The organism is Vibrio sp. B1-2, assembly GCF_963888445.1.
GTDB lineage: Bacteria > Pseudomonadota > Gammaproteobacteria > Enterobacterales > Vibrionaceae > Vibrio > Vibrio anguillarum.
Genome location: NZ_CAWPJH010000045.1, coordinates 90,523 through 109,396, shown reverse-complemented (window position 1 = coordinate 109,396; position 18,874 = coordinate 90,523). Strand labels below are relative to the sequence as shown.

The window sequence follows — 18,874 nt, the reverse complement described above, 5'->3', positions numbered from 1 at the left end:
GATTATTTACCTCCCTTGCGTAGGCGAGGGTCTAGTACGACATAAAGCATGTCCGCCAACAGGTTAAAGAACAGCATAAAGAGCGTCATAATCAGTAGCTGCCCTTGCAGAACTTGGTAATCACGAGCGTTGATCGCATTAAATAAAACGGTACCAAGGCCAGGATAGTTAAAGATAATTTCAATGATGAGCTGGCCACCGATAGCCATACCCAAAGACATCGATAGAGCGGTGACACTTGGCAATAAAGCATTACGAGCGGCGTATTGGAAAACCACACGGTTTTCGCTGAGCCCTTTCCCTTTCGCCATCGTGATGTAGTCTTCAGCGAGCAGGTTAATCATGTTGTTACGCATGTTGACGAGAAACCCACCGATTTGTACTAGAGACGCACAGACAAGAGGTAAGAAAGCGTGGTAAGCCACATCTTTAATGAATGTCCAACTTGTCCAATCTGGCATCGTACCAGCAGTGTAGGCATAACCCGTAGGGAACCATTGCAAGCCGATAGCAAAAGTAAACATAGCGATCATCGCAATAACCACTTGCGGAACGGCTTGTATAACCAACATCCCTGGGGTAATAAACGTATCGTAACGACTGCCTCGTTTCCATGCGGCAAAAATGCCCAGTAGAGAACCGATTGAGAACGAGATCACAACCGCAGTACCCGCTAGAAATAACGACCAACCAAATGCACTACCCAGTAATTCATTGACACTTAACGGATAGAACTTAATCGACGTGCCTAATTCCCAACTTAGAATGCTTTTTAAATAGGTCAAATACTGTACGGGTAACGGACCATCAACGAAACCGAGAAGCTGTTTCATCGCTTCGATTCGTTCTGGCGTTACTTGCGTTGTTGCGTTTGCGAACATCATGGTCACTGGGTCTCCAGGCATGGCTCGCGGAATAATGAAGTTCAATGTTGCTGCAACCAGCAACGCGATAAAATAAAATGACAAACGTCTTAAAAAATAACCCATAACTCACACCTTACTCACCCAGTTTTATCCTGTACCTGGTTTCAGGTCGCTCCTAGCGAAATTTAGAGCGAAAAATCCCCTAACGACGAGCGTTATACATTTGCTAGGTATTTAGGGGATTTTATTTAGCGGCGCACGAAGTACGCCGCAAGGAATGAACTTCTACTTACTTAACTGGTTTTAGGTCCAGTACGTGTAATAGACGCTCAGGGATACCAGCCCAAATGTTTGGACGACCCTTAGGATTTTCTTCGTTCCACCAGCCGCTAAAGCGTGCTGTGTTGTATTGGTACATGTAAGCACCTGACATTACAGGGATGGTCACTTGGTTTTCAGCAATGATTTTCTGAATTCCGTGAGCGATTTCTAGCTGCTCATTTTTATCCGCTGTTTTGTAGAAGCTGTCTAGCAAAGTATCTAGCTTGTCGTTTTTGTAGAAGTGCATAGCAAAACGAGGCATACCTTCACCTTTCTGTAGTGCAGAGTTGTATGCACTGTTCCAGTATAGATGTGGATCCGCACCGTGGAAGTAGTTGGTGTAAGCGACGTCATAAGTACCTTCAAGCATTGCTTGGTTATAAACCGCAAACTCTGGAGTACGAGCACGTGCTTTGATGCCTACTTCGGCAAGCTGTTCAACGGCAAGTTGTACTGTGTTGTTGAAGTCAGTCCAGCCATTTGGTGATTGAACAAGTAGCTCAAAAGATTTACCTGATGGAGTATCAACAAAACCGTCTTTGTTCACGTCTTTGAAGCCCGCTTTAGCAAGCAGTTTTTTCGCGCCTTCAACGTTGTACGTGTTGTAGCCTTTGTACTTATTGTGGATGTTTTCATCAGACCAAGCTTGGAATGCATAACCTAAGCCTGAAGCGAAGTCATTAACGGTACCGCCGCCATAGAAAGCGATATCGATAATAGTTTGACGGTCAAGAGCCATAGAGAATGCGCGACGGAAATCAACGTTGCTTAGCGCTTCATTTTTTACTGCATCTGGGTTTTTGAAGTTAACCATAAATGCTTGTGTGCCTGATGGCGGATACCAGTAGTGGTGGCTAGGGCTTGCAGCGGCATAAGTACGGTCAATATCCGGAACGAATGAAGAGGTCCAATCGAGTTCAGAGTTAACAATCTTACCTAGCAATTGGTCATTGTTTGCAATTTGAGGTACACGCAAACAGTCAACCTCAAGGTTTGCAGCATCCCAGTAATTCGGGTTACGACATTGGATGTATAGCTGTGGAGTGAAGGTGTCGATTTCAGTAAACGGACCAGTACCTACAGGGTTCTCGTTGGTGAAAGTCGCTGGATCTTTCACATCTTTCCATACATGCTCAGCAACGATAGGAACTAACGAGATTTCATAAGGTACGTTTGAGTTAGCTTCACTTAAACGGAAACGGATTTGGTAGTCGTTCAGTTTTTCTACGCTCGTTACCCACTTGTTGATACCGCGTTGGTCGAGTTCAGGTTTATTTTTCAATAAGCCATAAGAGAACACGACATCATCCGCTGTAAATGCTTGACCATCTGACCATTTAACACCTTTACGGATATCAAAAGTAACACTCATTAGGTCATCAGACATTTTAAAGCCTTCAGCCAAACGCATAACGGGTGTATTACCATGCATTTCGTTGAATATGACCAGTGGTTCATAGATGAAATCAGTGGTCGTACGTAGGTTTGTTGCTAGATACGGGTTAAAGTTACGTACCATTGTAGGGTAGAAATCAGGTACGATCGTTAGCTCACTGCGTGCGGCTGCTGGAGCTGAAAGGCTCGCTGCGGCGGCGATTACTGCAGCGGCTAGCGCTGTTTTTTTAATATTGGCAAGCATAGCTGTTCCTTACTATTTGCTTTCATTTCACTAATGGATATGAATGTCATCAATTGATAAACACTCTCCAAGGCCTACCTCATTGCGTGTTAACAAACCGGAGGAGTTGGTCAACATGAGTGGCCTGTAGACCTTTGGCAGGAGTAAGAAGACACCTTGGAGAGAAAATTATCAATTTGAATTCCCGTTAAAAACGTCAATTTGTAGAAAGTGATCGTTATAAACGTCAATTTACCATCTTTGGTTTGATTTTTACTCTCATTTAGGTCAGTGATCTGCCTCTCATACTCAATTCGATTAACTTATAGTTGTAAGCGCTCGCTATCTTTTTATCCCTTTATTTTTAATGTTTTTTTGTATCATGAGATCTTGCTCACTTATAGTTTTATCGTTAATTTTTTTACTTAAATTAATTCTGCCGAATTGTTGTGATTCGGTTCGCAATCTGGATCTTTATTCATCTTCAATTGAAAATCTGCTGGTGAAATTGCCTAGAAATCAGTTTTTACTTCCAATTTTTATCATCATTTTGCCTCTTTTTTTCTATTGAGAAGTAAGGTTTGTAATACGCAGTGAATAAGGCGCAGCAGAGTAATGGATGCTTGAGGTTAACATTGATTAAATTTAACTAGTCATCACTCTGGATGCATCAATGGGGTGGTTGTTCCGTTGATGGTCATGGAAATATAGTGATAAAAAAGCCTGCAGAGTGCAGGCTTAATGGTGTTGATGTACTTAGAGTGATGAGGTCAGTAGCTTTTGCAATTTATCGCGCTGCGCTTCGATGTGAGAGCGTTCAGGGCCGTGCTCCTGACAATGATCAAGAATGTAATCTAACGAATTAAGAACGGTACGCCAGCGAGGTGTTTTAGGCAGTGTCTCGATACGTAAGTACTTGTCTAGTGTCCGAGTCTGTAATGTGCTTCTATCGAGATACACTCGCCATAGCCCACTCTGCTCTGCAAAGGTAAACTTGCTTTGGTTACTGACCCGTTCCCAGTAATCTAAAGCACTGGTCATTGCTTCAACCAGTACTTCGCGCATTAAATCTTGCTTAGATTGACTCTCTCCCGATACTTTGTCGGCGATACGAGTGAACTCGCCACCGAGTTCTTTGAGCTGCTGCAGTTTTTCTTTATCGCCTTCAAATGCGTAACTGGATAGCGCTTCAATAGCGGTTTCAAGGTTATTGATGCGCGCTGCATTGATGTTTCCACCCACGTTAAAGATGTACATAGCCTGCAACCCAGAGCCATCCGGTAGTCGTAACACATCAGCAGACATATGCTGACGTGTATCTTCGACATAGATATCGATATTACCGCAGTAATGCTCTTGCTCGACGACTAAGTATTTGGGGGCGATGAGTTCTTCCGCATTTGAGCGCTTTAGTTGTTCTTGGCTGCGCTTAAATAACCGAGCAGCCGCTTCGTTCGCAAAGCGGATTTTATGATCGTCTCGAATGCAAATAATGGCCTCAGGAGCGGATTCAAGCTGCTCTAGTAGACGGCCTTGGGTTTCCAATAAACTGGCCTCTACCATTGCTCTATGCTTCAGTTCTTGTTGCAGTTGGCTGTTCTCAATACGTCTTTGTTCAGCTTTGCTGGCCGTTAAATGCGCCGTAATACGTGCAGCGAGCTCTTGCTTATTAAAAGGTTTCGATAAGTAATCGTTCGCTCCCGCTGCAAAACCACGAACTCTATCGTCAGTTTGATTTAATGCCGTCAACATAATGATAGGTAGCTCGGCATGATCGTATGTTTCTCTTAACTTTTCACAGACTTGGTAGCCGCTTAATCCTGGCATCATAATGTCGAGCAGTAGAAGTTCCGGTTTTTCTTTTTCGACCGCGCTAATGACTTCATTGCCATCTTTAGCGGTGCGGACTTGATAGCCTTCTAAACGTAGGAAGCTGTCTAGGACACGCAGATTGACGGGTTCATCATCTGCTATCAATAGCACTGGGCCTTCTTTATTTTCAGGTAGTGAATGCATTTCAGGCAGTTCAATGTCTGAAATGGTCGGAGATTGGAAATGGCCAGCTTCCATATAGCTTGTCGACTCAATTTCCGCTTTTGATGCTAATGGTAAGGTAAAGCTGAATGTCGTACCGACCATAGGTTGGCTACTGACATAAAGCGTTCCTTGCATTAATTCGATCAATTGACGGCTGATCGAAAGGCCCAAGCCTGCGCCTTGTCGATAACGACTGGCATCTTGCCCTGCTTGAATCAGTGGTTCGAAGATGTGTTCAAGTTGTTCAGCAGGAATGCCTTGCCCCGTATCGACAACTTGGACACGAATCTTGTCATCAACCACATTGGCTGAAATGACAATTTTCCCTTCAGTCGTATATTTAATGGCGTTTCCTACAAGGTTATAAAGCACTTGCTCTAATCGTTGTGGATCGGCAGAGACCCAAATGCATTCATCAGGGATTTGGTTTATTACGCGAATGGGCTTTTTGTTGAGTAGATGGTTAGACAGCTCTAACACTAAGCGTGTTGCGCCGGATAGATCAACAGCACACTGTTTGATATCCAAGCTACCATAGCGCATTTTATGGTAATCGAGTAAGTCATCGACCAAGTTTGTCAGCCGTTGTCCACTGCTGATGATTATGCCTAATTGATAACGATGATCGGCGGTGATAGTTCCACTTGACCCAGAGATCAGTGCTTCTGCAATACCGACCATACCGTGCAGCGGTGTTCTTAATTCATGTGACGTTGTGGCTAGGAATTCATCTTTTAGTTTGTTAGCGAGATGCAACTCATCGTTCTGTTTGCGAATTAATTGAATGTTGCTTTCGAGCTCTTTATTTTGCGCTTTAATCAGCTGCATTTTTTCTCGGATTGAACGCTGCATACGTTCAAAACTCACTGCGAGTCGACCAATCTCATCTTTACGATCGGTATTGATAACATTTTCATCTAAATCCCCAGCTGAGACTTTTTCTGCCGCCCAAGTGAGCTTCAGTAGGGGAGAGGTAATAAAATTAGAGAGATAATGTGAAGCGATGACGACTAAAATAATCGCGGTTAGCATGGCGAAAATAAATAACTTCTCAAGCTGATGAACTCGCGCATAAGCCTCTTTTTCTGGTATCTCTACGACCAAGGCCCAATTGATGTTTTTGTTTGCAACAGGTGCATAGGCGGCAATGGTTTTCTCATTCAATGTATTGGTGTAAGTACCAACGGCACTCAACCCAGAAAGCGCAAGATTGATCACTTTTTGACTAGTCTCGATTTCTTGCTGCGTGTAAGAGAGTATTCGAGAATGATGATCTTGCCCGACGAGTAAAGTCCTTATTTGCGATGTCGCATTGGTGTCAGCAACGAGCTTTGTGATGCCATTGTTTGGTAGGCGGAACATGGCGTAGCTGTGCAGGTAGCCCTGTTGAATAATGGGCGCGCCAAGCCAAGCAACTGATTGCCCTTCTTGTTGTGAAAAATCAGAAATAATGACTGGTGTATATTCTTCATTGATTTTTCGTTGTTCGCCAACTTGCTGCTCTAACTGGCGGAATGTTTTACCCAGATTGCTATCTTTGTATTTTCCGGTCAGTAAATTCGTCCCATAGTTGTCGTGCTTATAAACGGAATAAACGACATCACCATCGAGATCCACCAGTAAAATATCGTCAAAATCAGAACGTTTAAGCAGTTCTAAATACGCCCAATGATAGCGCTTGTGCAGTAAGCGATACCGTTCACTGCCTACATAGCTGCTCGATTGTGGCAATATTGACGTTTTTATCTGATCACCAGAACCAGGAATATAACGCTGCTGGGCATGCTCACGAGCTTGATCAATATCCAGACCAAGTCTTTGGAACGCATTGACTAAGCCGTAAAAGCGCCCTCCACTAGCATAAGCTAACTCTGAACGGACAAACCCCATCACTTCTGATTCTTTGGCCGTGAGGTAATCGAGAACTTGCTGTTGCTTAGTGTCTCTGACTGACAATAAGTGAGACGTGCTTTGTTCTTGAAGATCTTTAGTGTGTGATTGCAGAAAAAAAATGGCAGTCACAGTTAAAGGCGTGATGCTCAAAACGAGAAAAGCCAGCATAAGAGTATTTTGCAGGCGCTTAAATTTTTGCTTACGAGAGAACCTAAACATAGAAAAAGGCATTACTTTCCGTGAGGCTTTAACGGCATGAGGTAGTCGTTAAAGTGAATGAAAAAAACAAAGAAAACCTAAAGTGACGAAATTAACGAGTTTTTTTACTTTGACAAGTAAGTCCTGTGGAAAGCGTGGTCACTAACGCAAAATTCGTAAAAATCATCCAGTTTAGTGACCAATTGAGAGTGGATTACACTTATTGTTGCGACTTTTGTAATGTTTTTTTTGCGTGGTAAATGATGAATTTGTTAGTCTTATTTAACACCTCGCAATGACCATAAGCCTGTTCAATCAGCGGGGTATATTTAAGAAAACTGTTGGCCACAATAAAAAGTTCGCCTTTCGCGGTTTGATGGCTTGGTGCGTTAGCCAGTAAGGCTTCTGTCGCACTATAGCTGGTCTCTAATCCGGAGTGGAAAGGGGGGTTTGAGACGATAAATTGATAATCTTTAGCGGTATCTGAGTAGACATCAGAGGCAAATACATTCCCTGATATGTTATTTGCTACCAAGGTTGCTTTGGTTGATTCAATCGCAAGCGCGCTGATATCGCACAGTTCAATCTCGATATCTGGGTTTAATGTGGCCATTACTGTACCCAGTACACCAGCACCACAACCAAAGTCGAGAACTTTTCCTCTCAGTTTAGGCAGTGTATCGAGTAACAGTTGGCTGCCGAGGTCAAATTCGCCATGACTAAATACGCCAGGTAAACTTTTTACAATTAGTGAGTGTTGCTGATACTGCACCTGATAAGTTTTGAACCAGTCTGCAATTTGGAAGCTTGGTGGCTGCTGAGTGCATTGCCCCCAATAGAACGAACAGCGTCGAGCTGAATCATACTTTTTAACCACCCCATAAGCTGCAAACATTTTTTCAATGCTTTTTATGCCCGAGCGGTTTTCACCCACGACCACAATCTCAGTCTCTTTGCCCAGTTTGGCCAACAGCATCGCAAGCAGATATTCAGCTTCCTGCTTCGCTTTGGGCCAGTAAAGCAGAATCATGTCAGCATCGGTTTCTTGCTCAAATTGAGCGCCAAAATGACATGTAATTTGCGAATAGGATTCGAGTTGGCGGTAGTAACCATAATGAGTGGTGAACACCGAAACAGAGCGACAATGATTAGATAACTCTACAGGAAATAAATCCTCCGCTTCTCCAGCCACTAAAAGATGTTTTCCTTCGAAATAAGCAAGCTGACGCTGGGCAATTTGACTTGGTGCGGTGTAACTGGACATAGTAGGCTCTGCGCTAAAAAAAGAGGGGCAGATTCTCGCACAGTCTGCCCCTTGCTTCTAGCTTGATCGTTAGTAAGTCAAAAGTTAGCTATTATCTTGTTGATTGAGAAAACCTTTAAACTCTTCCTCATAAATATTAAACAGCACCATAGTGATGGCAAAAATGAGTGGGCCGTAAATTAACCCAATCAGGCCAAACAGCTGAATACCACCGAGCAGAGAGAAGAAGATCATTAAGGTGTTCATACCCGCGCTCCCTTGCATTAAAAAGGGCCGCAATAAATTATCAATTGAGCCTACAATAATGATACTCCATAGGGCCAAGAATATGCCCCACGTGCTATCTCCGGTTAGAAAGAGATAAACAGTGGCTGGAATCCATATCAGAGCAGTACCAACAACCGGAATAAACGAAGCAAACCCCATCATGGTGCCCCAAAATAACCCAGGGAAACCGGCGAGCCACATACCAAACCCACCCGCAAAGCCTTGCGCTATTGCGGTTAAAAATGACCCCATGACAGCCGATTTGGAGACTTGCTCAATTTCGCAGAGCAACCTGTCTTCTTGACTACGCGACAACGGCAAGATGTGCCTAAGAGCGCTGATGAGCTTATCGTGATCACGGAGTAGGAAAAACAACACGAACAGCATTAAGAAGAAATCCATCAAAAAACTGGTCGCATCACCCAGCACTTTTGCGCTAATACTGACCAAGTTGGTGCCAAATGAACTGGCAAATTGCCCCACTTTTTGTGCGATTTGTTGTGGCTGAATTTCATCAAAGGGCAAATATTGATTCGCAATGGCGAGTCCTTTGACAATCCAAGGATGAGCAAAGGCGGTTTGAATGCCACCATGAGTGACCCATTGGTACATGTTCTGAGAAAATACCGACCCTTGCTGCACAATAGCAGCAAAGACAAACAGCAGTGGAATCACAATAATAAACGTCAAAATAATACACGAGAGAAACGAGGCGGTATTTTTGTATTTGGGGATTTTTCGTTCGAGCCACTCATGAATGGGAAACATCAATAACGAGATGATGAAAGCCATCACAATCGAGTTGATATAAGGTGCAATCAACAGATAACAAGCAATAGCCGCAGCGACAAGTGCCGCAATGAGCACCCAGTGGCTAGAGGTGATTTTCACTTTTTCTGACACGTTGTTAATCCAACCTTGTAAAGTAATAGGGTTATAATGACTGCAAATCAGCGTGTTATCAATGAGGAACTGATGAGATGGGATGTTGTGATAATGAAAAAGGGTGTCAAAACCAGCATAAAAAAAAGTTGAAGCTACCGTGGTTTGCCATCAGCATGATGGCGTTGGTCGTTTTAGTGATTTATTACTGGCAATGATAGCTTGCTTATTGAGTCTGAAATGAATAAAGGGCTGATCTACAGCCCTTTATAATTATGATGAGTCTGCCTAATGGTGCTTATTCCGCTTGAGCTGCCATCATCGCAAAGCAGCGATCGGCCGCTTCTAATGTCGCTTCAATTTCTTTGGAACCGTGCGCCAAAGAGGTAAAACTTGCTTCAAAAGCTGAAGGCGCTAAATAGACACCATGATCGAGCATCAAATGGAAGAAGCGCTTGAAACGTTCAACATCACATTTTGCGACTTCTTCATAACAGGTGACGCGTTCTTGATCGGTAAAAAAGAAGCCGAACATGCCACCAACTTGGCTGACCAGCAAAGGAATACCGTGTTTGTCTGCGAGTTCTTTGAATCCATCAGCCAATTGCTTTGTTTTGGCCGCGAGACGTTTTTCATTGCCTTCTTCTTTTAGAAGCGTCAAGCAGGCATAACCCGCAGCCATAGCCACAGGGTTACCTGATAGCGTACCAGCTTGGTACACCGGGCCCGTTGGAGCGATGTATTGCATCACATCACGGCGTCCACCAAAAGCGCCAACAGGCATACCACCGCCGATCACTTTCCCTAGCGTTGTTAAGTCTGGTTTGATGTTGTAGTAAGCCTGTGCACCACCTAGTGCAACACGAAAACCTGTCATTACTTCATCAAAGATCAGCAGAGCGCCTTCTTGGTCACAAATCTCACGTAAGCCTTCATGGAACCCTTCTACTGGTGGAATGCAGTTCATGTTGCCCGCGACTGGTTCGACGATAATGCAGGCTATTTGGTCTTTATTGGCCGCGAACAATTCACGTACAGATTCTAAATCATTAAAAGTGGCGGTCAGTGTATGTTTAGCAAAATCAGCAGGCACACCAGGAGAGCTTGGTTGGCCTAATGTTAAGGCGCCAGAGCCTGCTTTTACTAGCAAACTGTCCGCATGACCGTGATAGCAGCCTTCAAATTTTAAAATTTTATCGCGCCCAGTGAATCCACGAGCTAAACGAATGGCGCTCATCGTCGCTTCGGTACCGGAACTGACCATACGCAACTGTTCCATTGATGGAACCAGCTCAGAAACTAATTCTGCCATATCGATTTCCATCTCGGTCGGCGCACCAAAACTGAGACCGCGCTGCGCTGCGCCTATCACGGCTTCACGAATGACCGCATGGTTGTGGCCTAGTATCATTGGCCCCCAAGAGCCGACATAATCAATATAAGCTTTGCCATCAGCATCAAAAATCAACGGGCCGTCTGCGCGGTCGATAAAAATCGGCGAGCCACCAACTCCGTTAAAAGCACGTACAGGAGAGTTAACTCCACCGGGGATTGCACGTTGTGCCTTTTGATAAAGCTCTGCTGATTTGGTCATGGATTTATCCTCTTCTGCTTGTTCGGACCAGTTGGTGTCGCATTGTATACCCAAACTCACCAAAGACACTTTTTTTCACTCATTTTCTGAGCCCATTCACAGCCAAATAAGCGCCGTATAGTGTACAACTCACGCGACAGTGAGTGTTTTTTCAGTGCATAATGCCTCGATAGTTGGAGTTTTAGCTTAAGTGACGGTGAATACTTGAACGAATAGGTCAGGTATTAGATAATCATTGCATTATTAAAAAAGAATCACCTTTACAGGCATAAGTTAAGCATAATAAGTCTGACAGGTATTAACACGAGTGAGAGAGGCCATCGTGAGTGAAGTAAATGTACCATTGTCCTTTTCTGATACTGCAGCACAACGCGTAAAAATGTTGATTGCTGAAGAAGAGAATCCAGCGCTAAAACTGCGCGTTTATATTACTGGTGGTGGTTGTAGCGGTTTTCAATATGGATTTACCTTTGATGAAAATGTGAACGATGGCGATACCACAATCGTTAATAGTGGCGTGACATTAGTGGTTGACCCGATGAGCTTACAATATTTGATAGGTGGCATTGTCGATTACACAGAAGGCCTAGAAGGCTCTCGTTTTTTTGTCAATAATCCTAATGCAACAACAACATGCGGTTGTGGTGCATCATTTAGTGTTTAACTAAAAAAGGTTCGATGCACAATTAATCTACTGTAGCTAATTAAGCTTAATAGCCCTACGTATTTGGATGTTATGTAGGGCTTTGCCTTAACCTTAAGAAGGCAAGAACATAATAAAGGATTATTCATGCCTGATACCAAAATCAGCCGTTCATCTATTGGCCGCTTTTTTTCGCAACGACCTTGGCTACTCTCAACGATTTTTATTCTACTTCTCTGTTTTTGGTTAGGTTTTGGGGCATTGAAAGCGGAAGAGCCCCGACAAACTGCCAATGACACCATTCCTCTTGCGAAAGTTATTTACCAATCTTTTGAGGCCGAATTGACCGATAAGCATATCGATCTTTACGGTCGAACCGCACCTAATCGTCAAGCTAAAATTGGTGCTGAAATCGCAGGGAAAATTACTCAAATATCGATAGCAAAAGGGCAGCCTGTCAATAAAGGACAACAGATCCTCTTAATTGATCAAGCTGATCTAGCGGCTCAATTAGAGAGTGCGCAAGCCTTGTTCAAACTCAAACAAAAAGAATTCAGTGCCGCTGAGTCGTTAAAAAATCGAGGTTTGCAAGGCGAAGTGGCCTTTGCTTCGGCGCAAGCCGCTTTGGCGGAAGCCAGCGCTGTGCAAAGTCGTGCCCAATTGGCTTTACGTAATACGTCAGTTGTGGCTCCTTTCGATGGCATTGTTCAAAACATATTGATAGAAAAAGGCGATTTTGTCGGAGTGGGTGACCCGATGATCACCTTTATTGATCTCAGTAAATTAGTGATAGAAGCGGATGTCAGCGAACGACACATCCAAAAAATCAAACAAGACCAAATTGCTCGTGTACGTTTTATCGATGGTTCTATTGTCGATGGCAAGGTTCGTTATATTTCTCGCGTCTCATCGCCTACCACCAACACGTTTGCTATCGAAGTGGAATTAGACAATCTCAATCAAACGATCCCCGCGGGTGTGAGCGCTGAAGTGGAGATGAGTTTGGAAACACAACTGGCGGTGAAAATCACGCCTGCCATGCTTGCGCTTGATGATCAAGGAAATTTAGGCGTTAAAACTCTGCAGCAAGATCGTGTTCGCTTCATCCCCATTCAATTGGTAAAAGCGGAGCAAGATGGTGTGTGGCTAACTGGGCTAGGGGAGACGGTGGATATTATCACCGTTGGGCAAGGTTTTGTTCGAGATGGTGATCAAGTGATTGCGGTCAAGAAACCTAACCACTCAGCGCAGTAGGGGGCGCCATGTTTTCTATTATTGATGCGGCGCTCTCTCGCTCGCGCACTATGTTATCGCTGCTGATTTTTATCTTGATCGCTGGCGTAGCGACCTATTTTTCGATCCCTAAAGAATCGAGCCCTGACATTACTATTCCTATTATTTATGTCTCCGTAAGTCATCAAGGCATATCACCGAGTGATGCTGAGCGCCTTATCGTGCGGCCCCTAGAGCAAGAAATGCGCTCTATTGAAGGCGTAAAAGAGATGACGTCGAATGCTTCCGAAGGGCATGCTTCTGTAGTTTTGGAGTTTAACGTTGGCGTTAACCTTGATAAAGCGATGGCGGATGTGAGAGATGCGGTCAATTTAGCCGAGCCGAAGCTACCCGCAGACAGCGATGAGCCGACTGTGAATGAAGTGACATTGGCATCAGAGCAACCGGTATTATCAGTGGTGCTTTATGGCACTTTACCAGAGCGAGCTATCGTACAAATTGCAAGGCAGTTGAGAGACAAATTAGAAAGCTACCGACAAGTATTAGAAGTTGATATCGCTGGCGATCGCGAAGATATTGTTGAGATCATCGTCGATCCCCTATTGATGGAAAGTTACGGACTCGATCAAGGCGATATCTATAACTTAATCGCACTGAATAATAAAGTCGTTGCGGCGGGTTTCGTCGATACGGGCTACGGACGTTTTTCCGTAAAGGTTCCTTCTGTTTTTGAATCCTTGAAAGATGTGTTAGAGCTTCCGGTGAAGGTTGATGGTAAGCAAGTAATCACCTTTGGCGATATCGCGACAGTCAGACGAGCATTTCGGGACCCCGAAAGCTTTGCTCGTTTAGATGGCAAATCGGCGGTGGTGTTGGACGTTAAAAAGCGTGCTGGTGAAAATATCATCGAAACCGTTGAGCTGGTAAAAACGGTAATGGGAGAGGCGCAAAAACGGGAAGATTGGCCAAGTAATTTGTTGGTGAAATACACGTGGGATGAGTCGAAAGACGTTGAAATCATGCTCAACGATCTACAAAACAATATTCTGTCGGCCATTATTTTAGTCGTGATCGTGATTATCGCTATTTTGGGAATGAGGACGGCGCTGCTGGTTGGTATCTCAATACCAGGCTCATTTTTGACCGGATTACTAGTCTTGTCGGTGTTTGGGCTAACCGTCAATATTGTCGTGTTATTTGCATTAATTATGGCGGTTGGCATGCTGGTTGATGGAGCCATAGTGGTAACTGAGTTTGCTGATCGGCGTATGCAAGAAGGAGTGCCGCGTAAAGAAGCGTATCGAGATGCCGCAAAACGGATGGCATGGCCGATTACCGCATCAACCGCTACCACTTTGGCTGCTTTTGCCCCTCTGCTTTTTTGGCCGGATATCACGGGTGAGTTTATGAAATACTTGCCCCTCACACTTATCGCTACACTGGCCGCTTCACTGATTATGGCACTGCTTTTTGTACCTGTGCTGGGAGGCTTAATTGGCCGACCGCAACATGCTTCGGCTGCCAGTCAAGCACGGATGATTGCTTTACATGAAGGTGATTTTGCCCAAGCGACGGGCATCACCAAGCTCTATTATCACACGTTGGCCATTGCGATTCGTCACCCACTTAAAATACTGTTCAGTGCGATAGTGCTCGCGATTGTGATTGGTTTTGCTTATGCCAAAGCAGGGCTCGGTGCCGAATTCTTCCCAGAGGTGGATCCGCCTTATTTCACCGTTAAAGTTCGTTCTTATGGCGATCTTTCCATCCAAGAAAAAGACACCTTAATGCGAGAAATTGAGCAGGTGATGCTTGGCCATGAGGAATTTGAGAGCGTCTATACTCGAACGGGGGGAGAGGATGAAATTGGCCAGATTCAAATTACCCCTGTTGATTGGCAATATCGCCGCACCGTCAAAGCGATTATTGAAGAGCTCAAAAGCACCACGGATCAGTTTTCAGGGGTGGAAATCGAGTATAAATTTCCAGATGCAGGGCCACCCGTTGAGCATGATCTGGTGATTGAAATGTCGGCGCGTACTCCTGAAAATCTTAATGAGGCCGCTAAAATGGTCAGAAAGTGGGCTGATAACAATCCCGCGTTGACTAATATCAGTGACACCTCAAATAAAGAAGGGATTGACTGGCGAATTGATATTCGACGTGATGATGCTTCTCGATTTTCAGCCGATGCGACATTGGTAGGTAACACAGTGCAATTTGTGACTAATGGACTAAAAATTGGTGACTACTTGCCTGATGATGCAAACGAAGAGGTCGATATTCTGGTTCGGTACCCAGAGGATAAACGAGATATTGGTCGATTTGATCAGTTGCGGGTCAACACACCCGCAGGTCTGGTGCCGATAACCAATTTTGCGCAGATAAAACCGGATCACAAACAAGATACGATCAAACGGATTGATGGCCGACGGGTTATCGATATTATGGCGGATCTAAAGGAAGGGTATAATCTGGCCCTTGAATTGCCGAAAGTTACTCAAGCATTGTCGGAACTGAATTTACCTAATGGGGTGGAGTTTAAATTACGAGGACAAAATGAAGAGCAGGAACACTCCTCAGAATTTCTAAAAAATGCCTTTTTGATTGCGCTGGTGGTTATGGGGTTAATTCTGGTTACGCAATTTAATAGTTTTTACCAAGCATTCCTCATTTTAAGTGCAGTACTGTTTTCAACGGTCGGAGTATTTGCGGGTCTGCTGATTTTCCAAAAACCTTTCGGCATTATTATGTCAGGTATTGGGGTCATCGCCTTGGCAGGCATCGTGGTGAATAACAATATCGTATTGATAGATACTTATAACCAACTGATACGCAGAGGCTTGTCAAAACAAGAGGCCATCTTACGCACTGGTGTTCAGCGTTTAAGGCCCGTTTTATTGACCACAGTGACGACTATTTTAGGGTTATTGCCAATGGTACTGGAGATGAACATCGATTTGATTAATCAGAAAATTGAGTTTGGCGCTCCCAGCACGCAATGGTGGTCACAACTCGCCACGGCCGTTGCGGGAGGCCTTACTTTTGCCACTGTCTTAACGTTAGTACTGACGCCTTGCTTGTTGATGTTGGGGCGTAAGGAACCACCACCTACTCTCGAAGAGTAATCTGCTCAATCTTACACAATGAGGCCCACATTATTGGTAGGCCTTTTTTTATTATTTATTGGCATAGAGTAATTGGCTATAGCGTTCTAGCTTCCCAAGCCTAATTTGAGCATTGGCGATAAAGGTGCTTTTTGCTTGGCCCGTTAAGGATTTAGATTGCGGTAAAGAGACCGTTCTTGGGTTTTTGTGTACACCGTTGACCAAAAATTCATAGTGGAGGTGAGGGCCGGTAACTCTTCCTGTCCCGCCTAAAGTACCAATCGTTTGTCCTTGTTTGACTCGTTGACCCGTTTTGACCATACGTCGTTGTAAGTGTAGGTATTTGGTAATGTAGGTGTTGCTGTGACGAATAAACACATAATTACCATTAAATTGGTTGTAACTTGATTTCTCAACCACACCATCGCCGGCGGCCCAAATTGGGGTACCAACTGGCGCGGCATAATCGGTTCCTCTGTGTGCGGTGACTTTTCCTGTGACGGGGTGGCGACGCACAGGATTGAAATTCGATGTCACGCGACGAAAATCGATCGGTGAGCGTAAAAAGGCCTTTTTCATGGCCCGGCCATTTTCGTCATAGTAATTGCCTGTTGCATCGTCCAATATTGCTGTGAACGTCGTACCTTGGTTGGTAAAGGCGGCGGCAATGATATTTCCGCGGCCAATTACCTCACCTTCCACCACCTTTTCTTGGAATAGCAGCTTAAATTGGTCACCTTCACGAATATCTAACGCAAAATCCACATCCCAACCAAATATACCCGCTAACTCCATGATTTGGTTTGCTGTTAAACCCGCGCTTATCCCCGCATTCCAAAAATTTGAAGTAATGATCGCTTCGGCATAGTTGTACTGGAACATCAGCTCTTTTTTATCAAACTCAGAAGTAAAGCCATCGCCCGATTTAGTGATACGAAAGGTTTCAAAGGCGCTAATAATGCGATTGAGTTGAACAAGTTCATTATTTTCATCAAAGCCAAATTGCAGCTCATCTCCTGGCTTAAGTCGTGAAAGCTGGCTGTCAATATCACGATTTGTTGCCGTGAGTTGATAGAGTAAGCGAGCCGAAAGCCCAATTCGCTGAAATAATACGGCGGCACTTTCCCCCGATTTAACTTGATAAGTTTCCCAACGCAGCATGGTGGTAGGCGAGATAGATATTCCCGGAGAGAGTGCTTCTGCGTTAATGGTTAATGGATAATGGCGACCAATTTCTAGACGATTCGGATCCTGAGCGAGATCTTCAGGGTTTGGCAGAAATAGCAGCGCGAAAACCATGAGAGCGCTTAAAAAGGCGATGAGGATTCGATGCACCCAAGGGAGACGAGCGAAAATTGAAAGCATATTTAGGTTCGTTTAGTAAATTATAAAGAAATTAGTCGGTTCGTTAGTCTAACTGGTTTCAAAAAGCATCGCTATTCAAGTAAGATGTTCAACTATTAAATTTTGCCAAATCTGTAGGAGTGAACAAGAATGGCGAGTATTGAAGCGGCTTTAGCTGAAATTAAACGCGGCGTTGAAGAGCTAATCCCAGAAGATGAATTGATCGCGAAACTGAAAGAAAACCGTCCACTGCGCATTAAATTAGGTGCTGATCCAACGGCTCCAGATATCCATCTTGGACATACGGTGATCCTCAATAAATTACGTGCATTTCAAGATTTGGGCCATGAAGTCACCTTTTTGATTGGTGATTTCACGGGTATGGTTGGTGACCCAAGCGGTAAAAATACCACGCGTCCACCGCTCACTCGTGACGATGTTTTGCGTAATGCTGAAACCTATAAGACACAAGTGTTTAAGATCCTCGATCCGGCTAAAACGAAAATTCAGTTTAACTCTGAATGGTTGTCTCTATTGGGCGCGGAAGGCATGATCCGTCTTGCATCGAACCAAACAGTGGCACGCATGCTAGAGCGCGATGATTTCAAAAAGCGCTACGCTAATGGTCAGCCTATTGCCATTCATGAATTCATGTATCCACTCCTACAGGGTTATGATTCAGTCGCAATGGAGACAGATGTTGAGCTTGGCGGTACTGACCAAAAATTCAACCTATTGATGGGCCGTGAACTGCAAAAAGCACATGGTCAAAAACCACAAGTTGTCTTGATGATGCCACTGCTTGTTGGTTTGGATGGCGAGAAAAAAATGTCCAAATCAGCGCACAACTACATTGGTGTCAGTGAATCGCCAAGTGAAATGTTTGGCAAAATCATGTCGATCTCTGACACATTAATGTGGAGCTACTACGAGCTGCTTTCTTTCCGTCCATTGGAAGAAGTCGCACAGTTCAAAGCTGATGTTGAAAATGGCACGAACCCACGCGATCTTAAAATCTTGTTGGCGAAAGAGATCATTGCACGTTTTCACTCTAAAGAAGAGGCGGATGCGGCTGAGCAAGAGTTTATCAACCGCTTCCAAAAAGGTGCGATGCCAGAAGAGATGCCAGAATTTGAATTTGCAGCGGGTATTGCTATTACTAACCTGCTCAAAGAGGCGGGTTTAGTGGCTTCAACGTCTGATGCGATGCGAATGATCAAGCAAGGCGGAGCCAAACAAGATGGCGAAAAAATCGACGACAGCAAAAATGTACCAGCCGCGGGGACTTATGTTTACCAAGTCGGCAAGCGTAAGTTCGCACGAGTTACTGTAAAGTAAAAATCACAGTAAAGTGAACAGTCTATTCATCAAAGCGCCTAAGGGCGCTTTTTTGCTGGGCCTGATCTTGGCATATTAAAATCTTCAATCTGAATGGTGTGGTTGGGTATGTGTGAAATTGGAACGCATTGGATGCAAAGATCAGAGTGTATTTCGCCAAAGGCTTTGGTACAATTTGCGCACTGCTAATTGAGCAGTACTTTCGGAGATTTTTATGAACAATACCGACCATCCCCCTAGTATGAAGGGAGAAAAATAACCGCTTTCGG

The 18,874-nt window shown here is 44.3% G+C and carries 11 protein-coding genes; 4 read left to right on the top strand and 7 right to left on the bottom strand.

Translation table 11 applies throughout. The annotated features are described in order from the left end of the window. Positions 1-2: 2 nt before the first annotated feature. The 6 genes from AACQ75_RS17940 to hemL form a co-directional block, all read right to left on the bottom strand. The gene (locus AACQ75_RS17940) at positions 3-989 is read right to left on the bottom strand and encodes an ABC transporter permease (RefSeq protein WP_013857640.1); all 987 of its coding nucleotides are present in this window, start codon (positions 987-989) and stop codon (positions 3-5) included. Positions 990-1,155: 166 nt separating this feature from the next. Next, a complete protein-coding gene (locus tag AACQ75_RS17935) occupies positions 1,156-2,826 on the bottom strand; it encodes an ABC transporter substrate-binding protein (RefSeq protein ID WP_013857639.1) in 1,671 nt (556 codons plus the stop codon). A gap of 735 nt (positions 2,827-3,561) precedes the next feature. After that, a complete protein-coding gene (locus AACQ75_RS17930; protein WP_170889179.1) occupies positions 3,562-6,954 on the bottom strand; it encodes a response regulator in 3,393 nt (1,130 codons plus the stop codon). A gap of 199 nt (positions 6,955-7,153) precedes the next feature. Beyond that, positions 7,154-8,197 carry a 16S rRNA (guanine(1207)-N(2))-methyltransferase RsmC gene (rsmC, locus tag AACQ75_RS17925; protein ID WP_170889168.1) on the bottom strand — a complete coding sequence of 348 codons (1,044 nt, stop codon included), beginning with the start codon at positions 8,195-8,197 and terminating at the stop codon, positions 7,154-7,156. A gap of 84 nt (positions 8,198-8,281) precedes the next feature. After that, positions 8,282-9,367, bottom strand: coding sequence for an AI-2E family transporter (locus tag AACQ75_RS17920; protein WP_094125595.1), 1,086 nt, complete (start codon positions 9,365-9,367; stop codon positions 8,282-8,284). Positions 9,368-9,644: 277 nt separating this feature from the next. Next, the gene (hemL, locus tag AACQ75_RS17915) at positions 9,645-10,940 is read right to left on the bottom strand and encodes a glutamate-1-semialdehyde 2,1-aminomutase (protein WP_026028237.1); all 1,296 of its coding nucleotides are present in this window, start codon (positions 10,938-10,940) and stop codon (positions 9,645-9,647) included. Positions 10,941-11,262: 322 nt separating this feature from the next. On the opposite strand from hemL, the gene erpA reads away from it, so the two are divergent. From erpA to AACQ75_RS17900, 3 genes are all read left to right on the top strand, one after another. Beyond that, the gene (erpA, locus tag AACQ75_RS17910; protein WP_026027518.1) at positions 11,263-11,604 is read left to right on the top strand and encodes an iron-sulfur cluster insertion protein ErpA; all 342 of its coding nucleotides are present in this window, start codon (positions 11,263-11,265) and stop codon (positions 11,602-11,604) included. Between the two features lie 126 nt (positions 11,605-11,730). After that, on the top strand, positions 11,731-12,837 hold the full coding sequence (locus tag AACQ75_RS17905; RefSeq protein ID WP_170889167.1) for an efflux RND transporter periplasmic adaptor subunit: 1,107 nt from the start codon (positions 11,731-11,733) through the stop codon (positions 12,835-12,837). An 8-nt stretch (positions 12,838-12,845) separates the two neighbouring features. Further along, a complete protein-coding gene (locus tag AACQ75_RS17900) occupies positions 12,846-15,944 on the top strand; it encodes an efflux RND transporter permease subunit (protein WP_170889166.1) in 3,099 nt (1,032 codons plus the stop codon). Between the two features lie 51 nt (positions 15,945-15,995). Here the strand turns inward: AACQ75_RS17900 and AACQ75_RS17895 are convergent, their stop codons facing one another. Then, a complete protein-coding gene (locus AACQ75_RS17895) occupies positions 15,996-17,288 on the bottom strand; it encodes a peptidoglycan DD-metalloendopeptidase family protein (RefSeq protein ID WP_170889165.1) in 1,293 nt (430 codons plus the stop codon). Between the two features lie 129 nt (positions 17,289-17,417). Here AACQ75_RS17895 and tyrS point away from each other — a divergent pair, with 129 nt between their 5' ends. Next, positions 17,418-18,605, top strand: a complete 1,188-nt coding sequence (tyrS, locus tag AACQ75_RS17890) for a tyrosine--tRNA ligase (protein ID WP_013857629.1) — start codon at positions 17,418-17,420, stop codon at positions 18,603-18,605. Positions 18,606-18,874: the final 269 nt, after the last annotated feature.

Coding starts and splice junctions, on each gene's coding strand:
- AACQ75_RS17940 (WP_013857640.1), bottom strand. CDS start 989: ATGGGTTATTTTTTAAGACGTTTGTCATTTTATTTTATCGCGTTGCTG.
- AACQ75_RS17905 (WP_170889167.1), top strand. CDS start 11,731: ATGCCTGATACCAAAATCAGCCGTTCATCTATTGGCCGCTTTTTTTCG.
- AACQ75_RS17900 (WP_170889166.1), top strand. CDS start 12,846: ATGTTTTCTATTATTGATGCGGCGCTCTCTCGCTCGCGCACTATGTTA.
- tyrS (WP_013857629.1), top strand. CDS start 17,418: ATGGCGAGTATTGAAGCGGCTTTAGCTGAAATTAAACGCGGCGTTGAA.
- rsmC (WP_170889168.1), bottom strand. CDS start 8,197: ATGTCCAGTTACACCGCACCAAGTCAAATTGCCCAGCGTCAGCTTGCT.
- AACQ75_RS17895 (WP_170889165.1), bottom strand. CDS start 17,288: ATGCTTTCAATTTTCGCTCGTCTCCCTTGGGTGCATCGAATCCTCATC.
- AACQ75_RS17930 (WP_170889179.1), bottom strand. CDS start 6,954: ATGTTTAGGTTCTCTCGTAAGCAAAAATTTAAGCGCCTGCAAAATACT.
- AACQ75_RS17935 (WP_013857639.1), bottom strand. CDS start 2,826: ATGCTTGCCAATATTAAAAAAACAGCGCTAGCCGCTGCAGTAATCGCC.
- hemL (WP_026028237.1), bottom strand. CDS start 10,940: ATGACCAAATCAGCAGAGCTTTATCAAAAGGCACAACGTGCAATCCCC.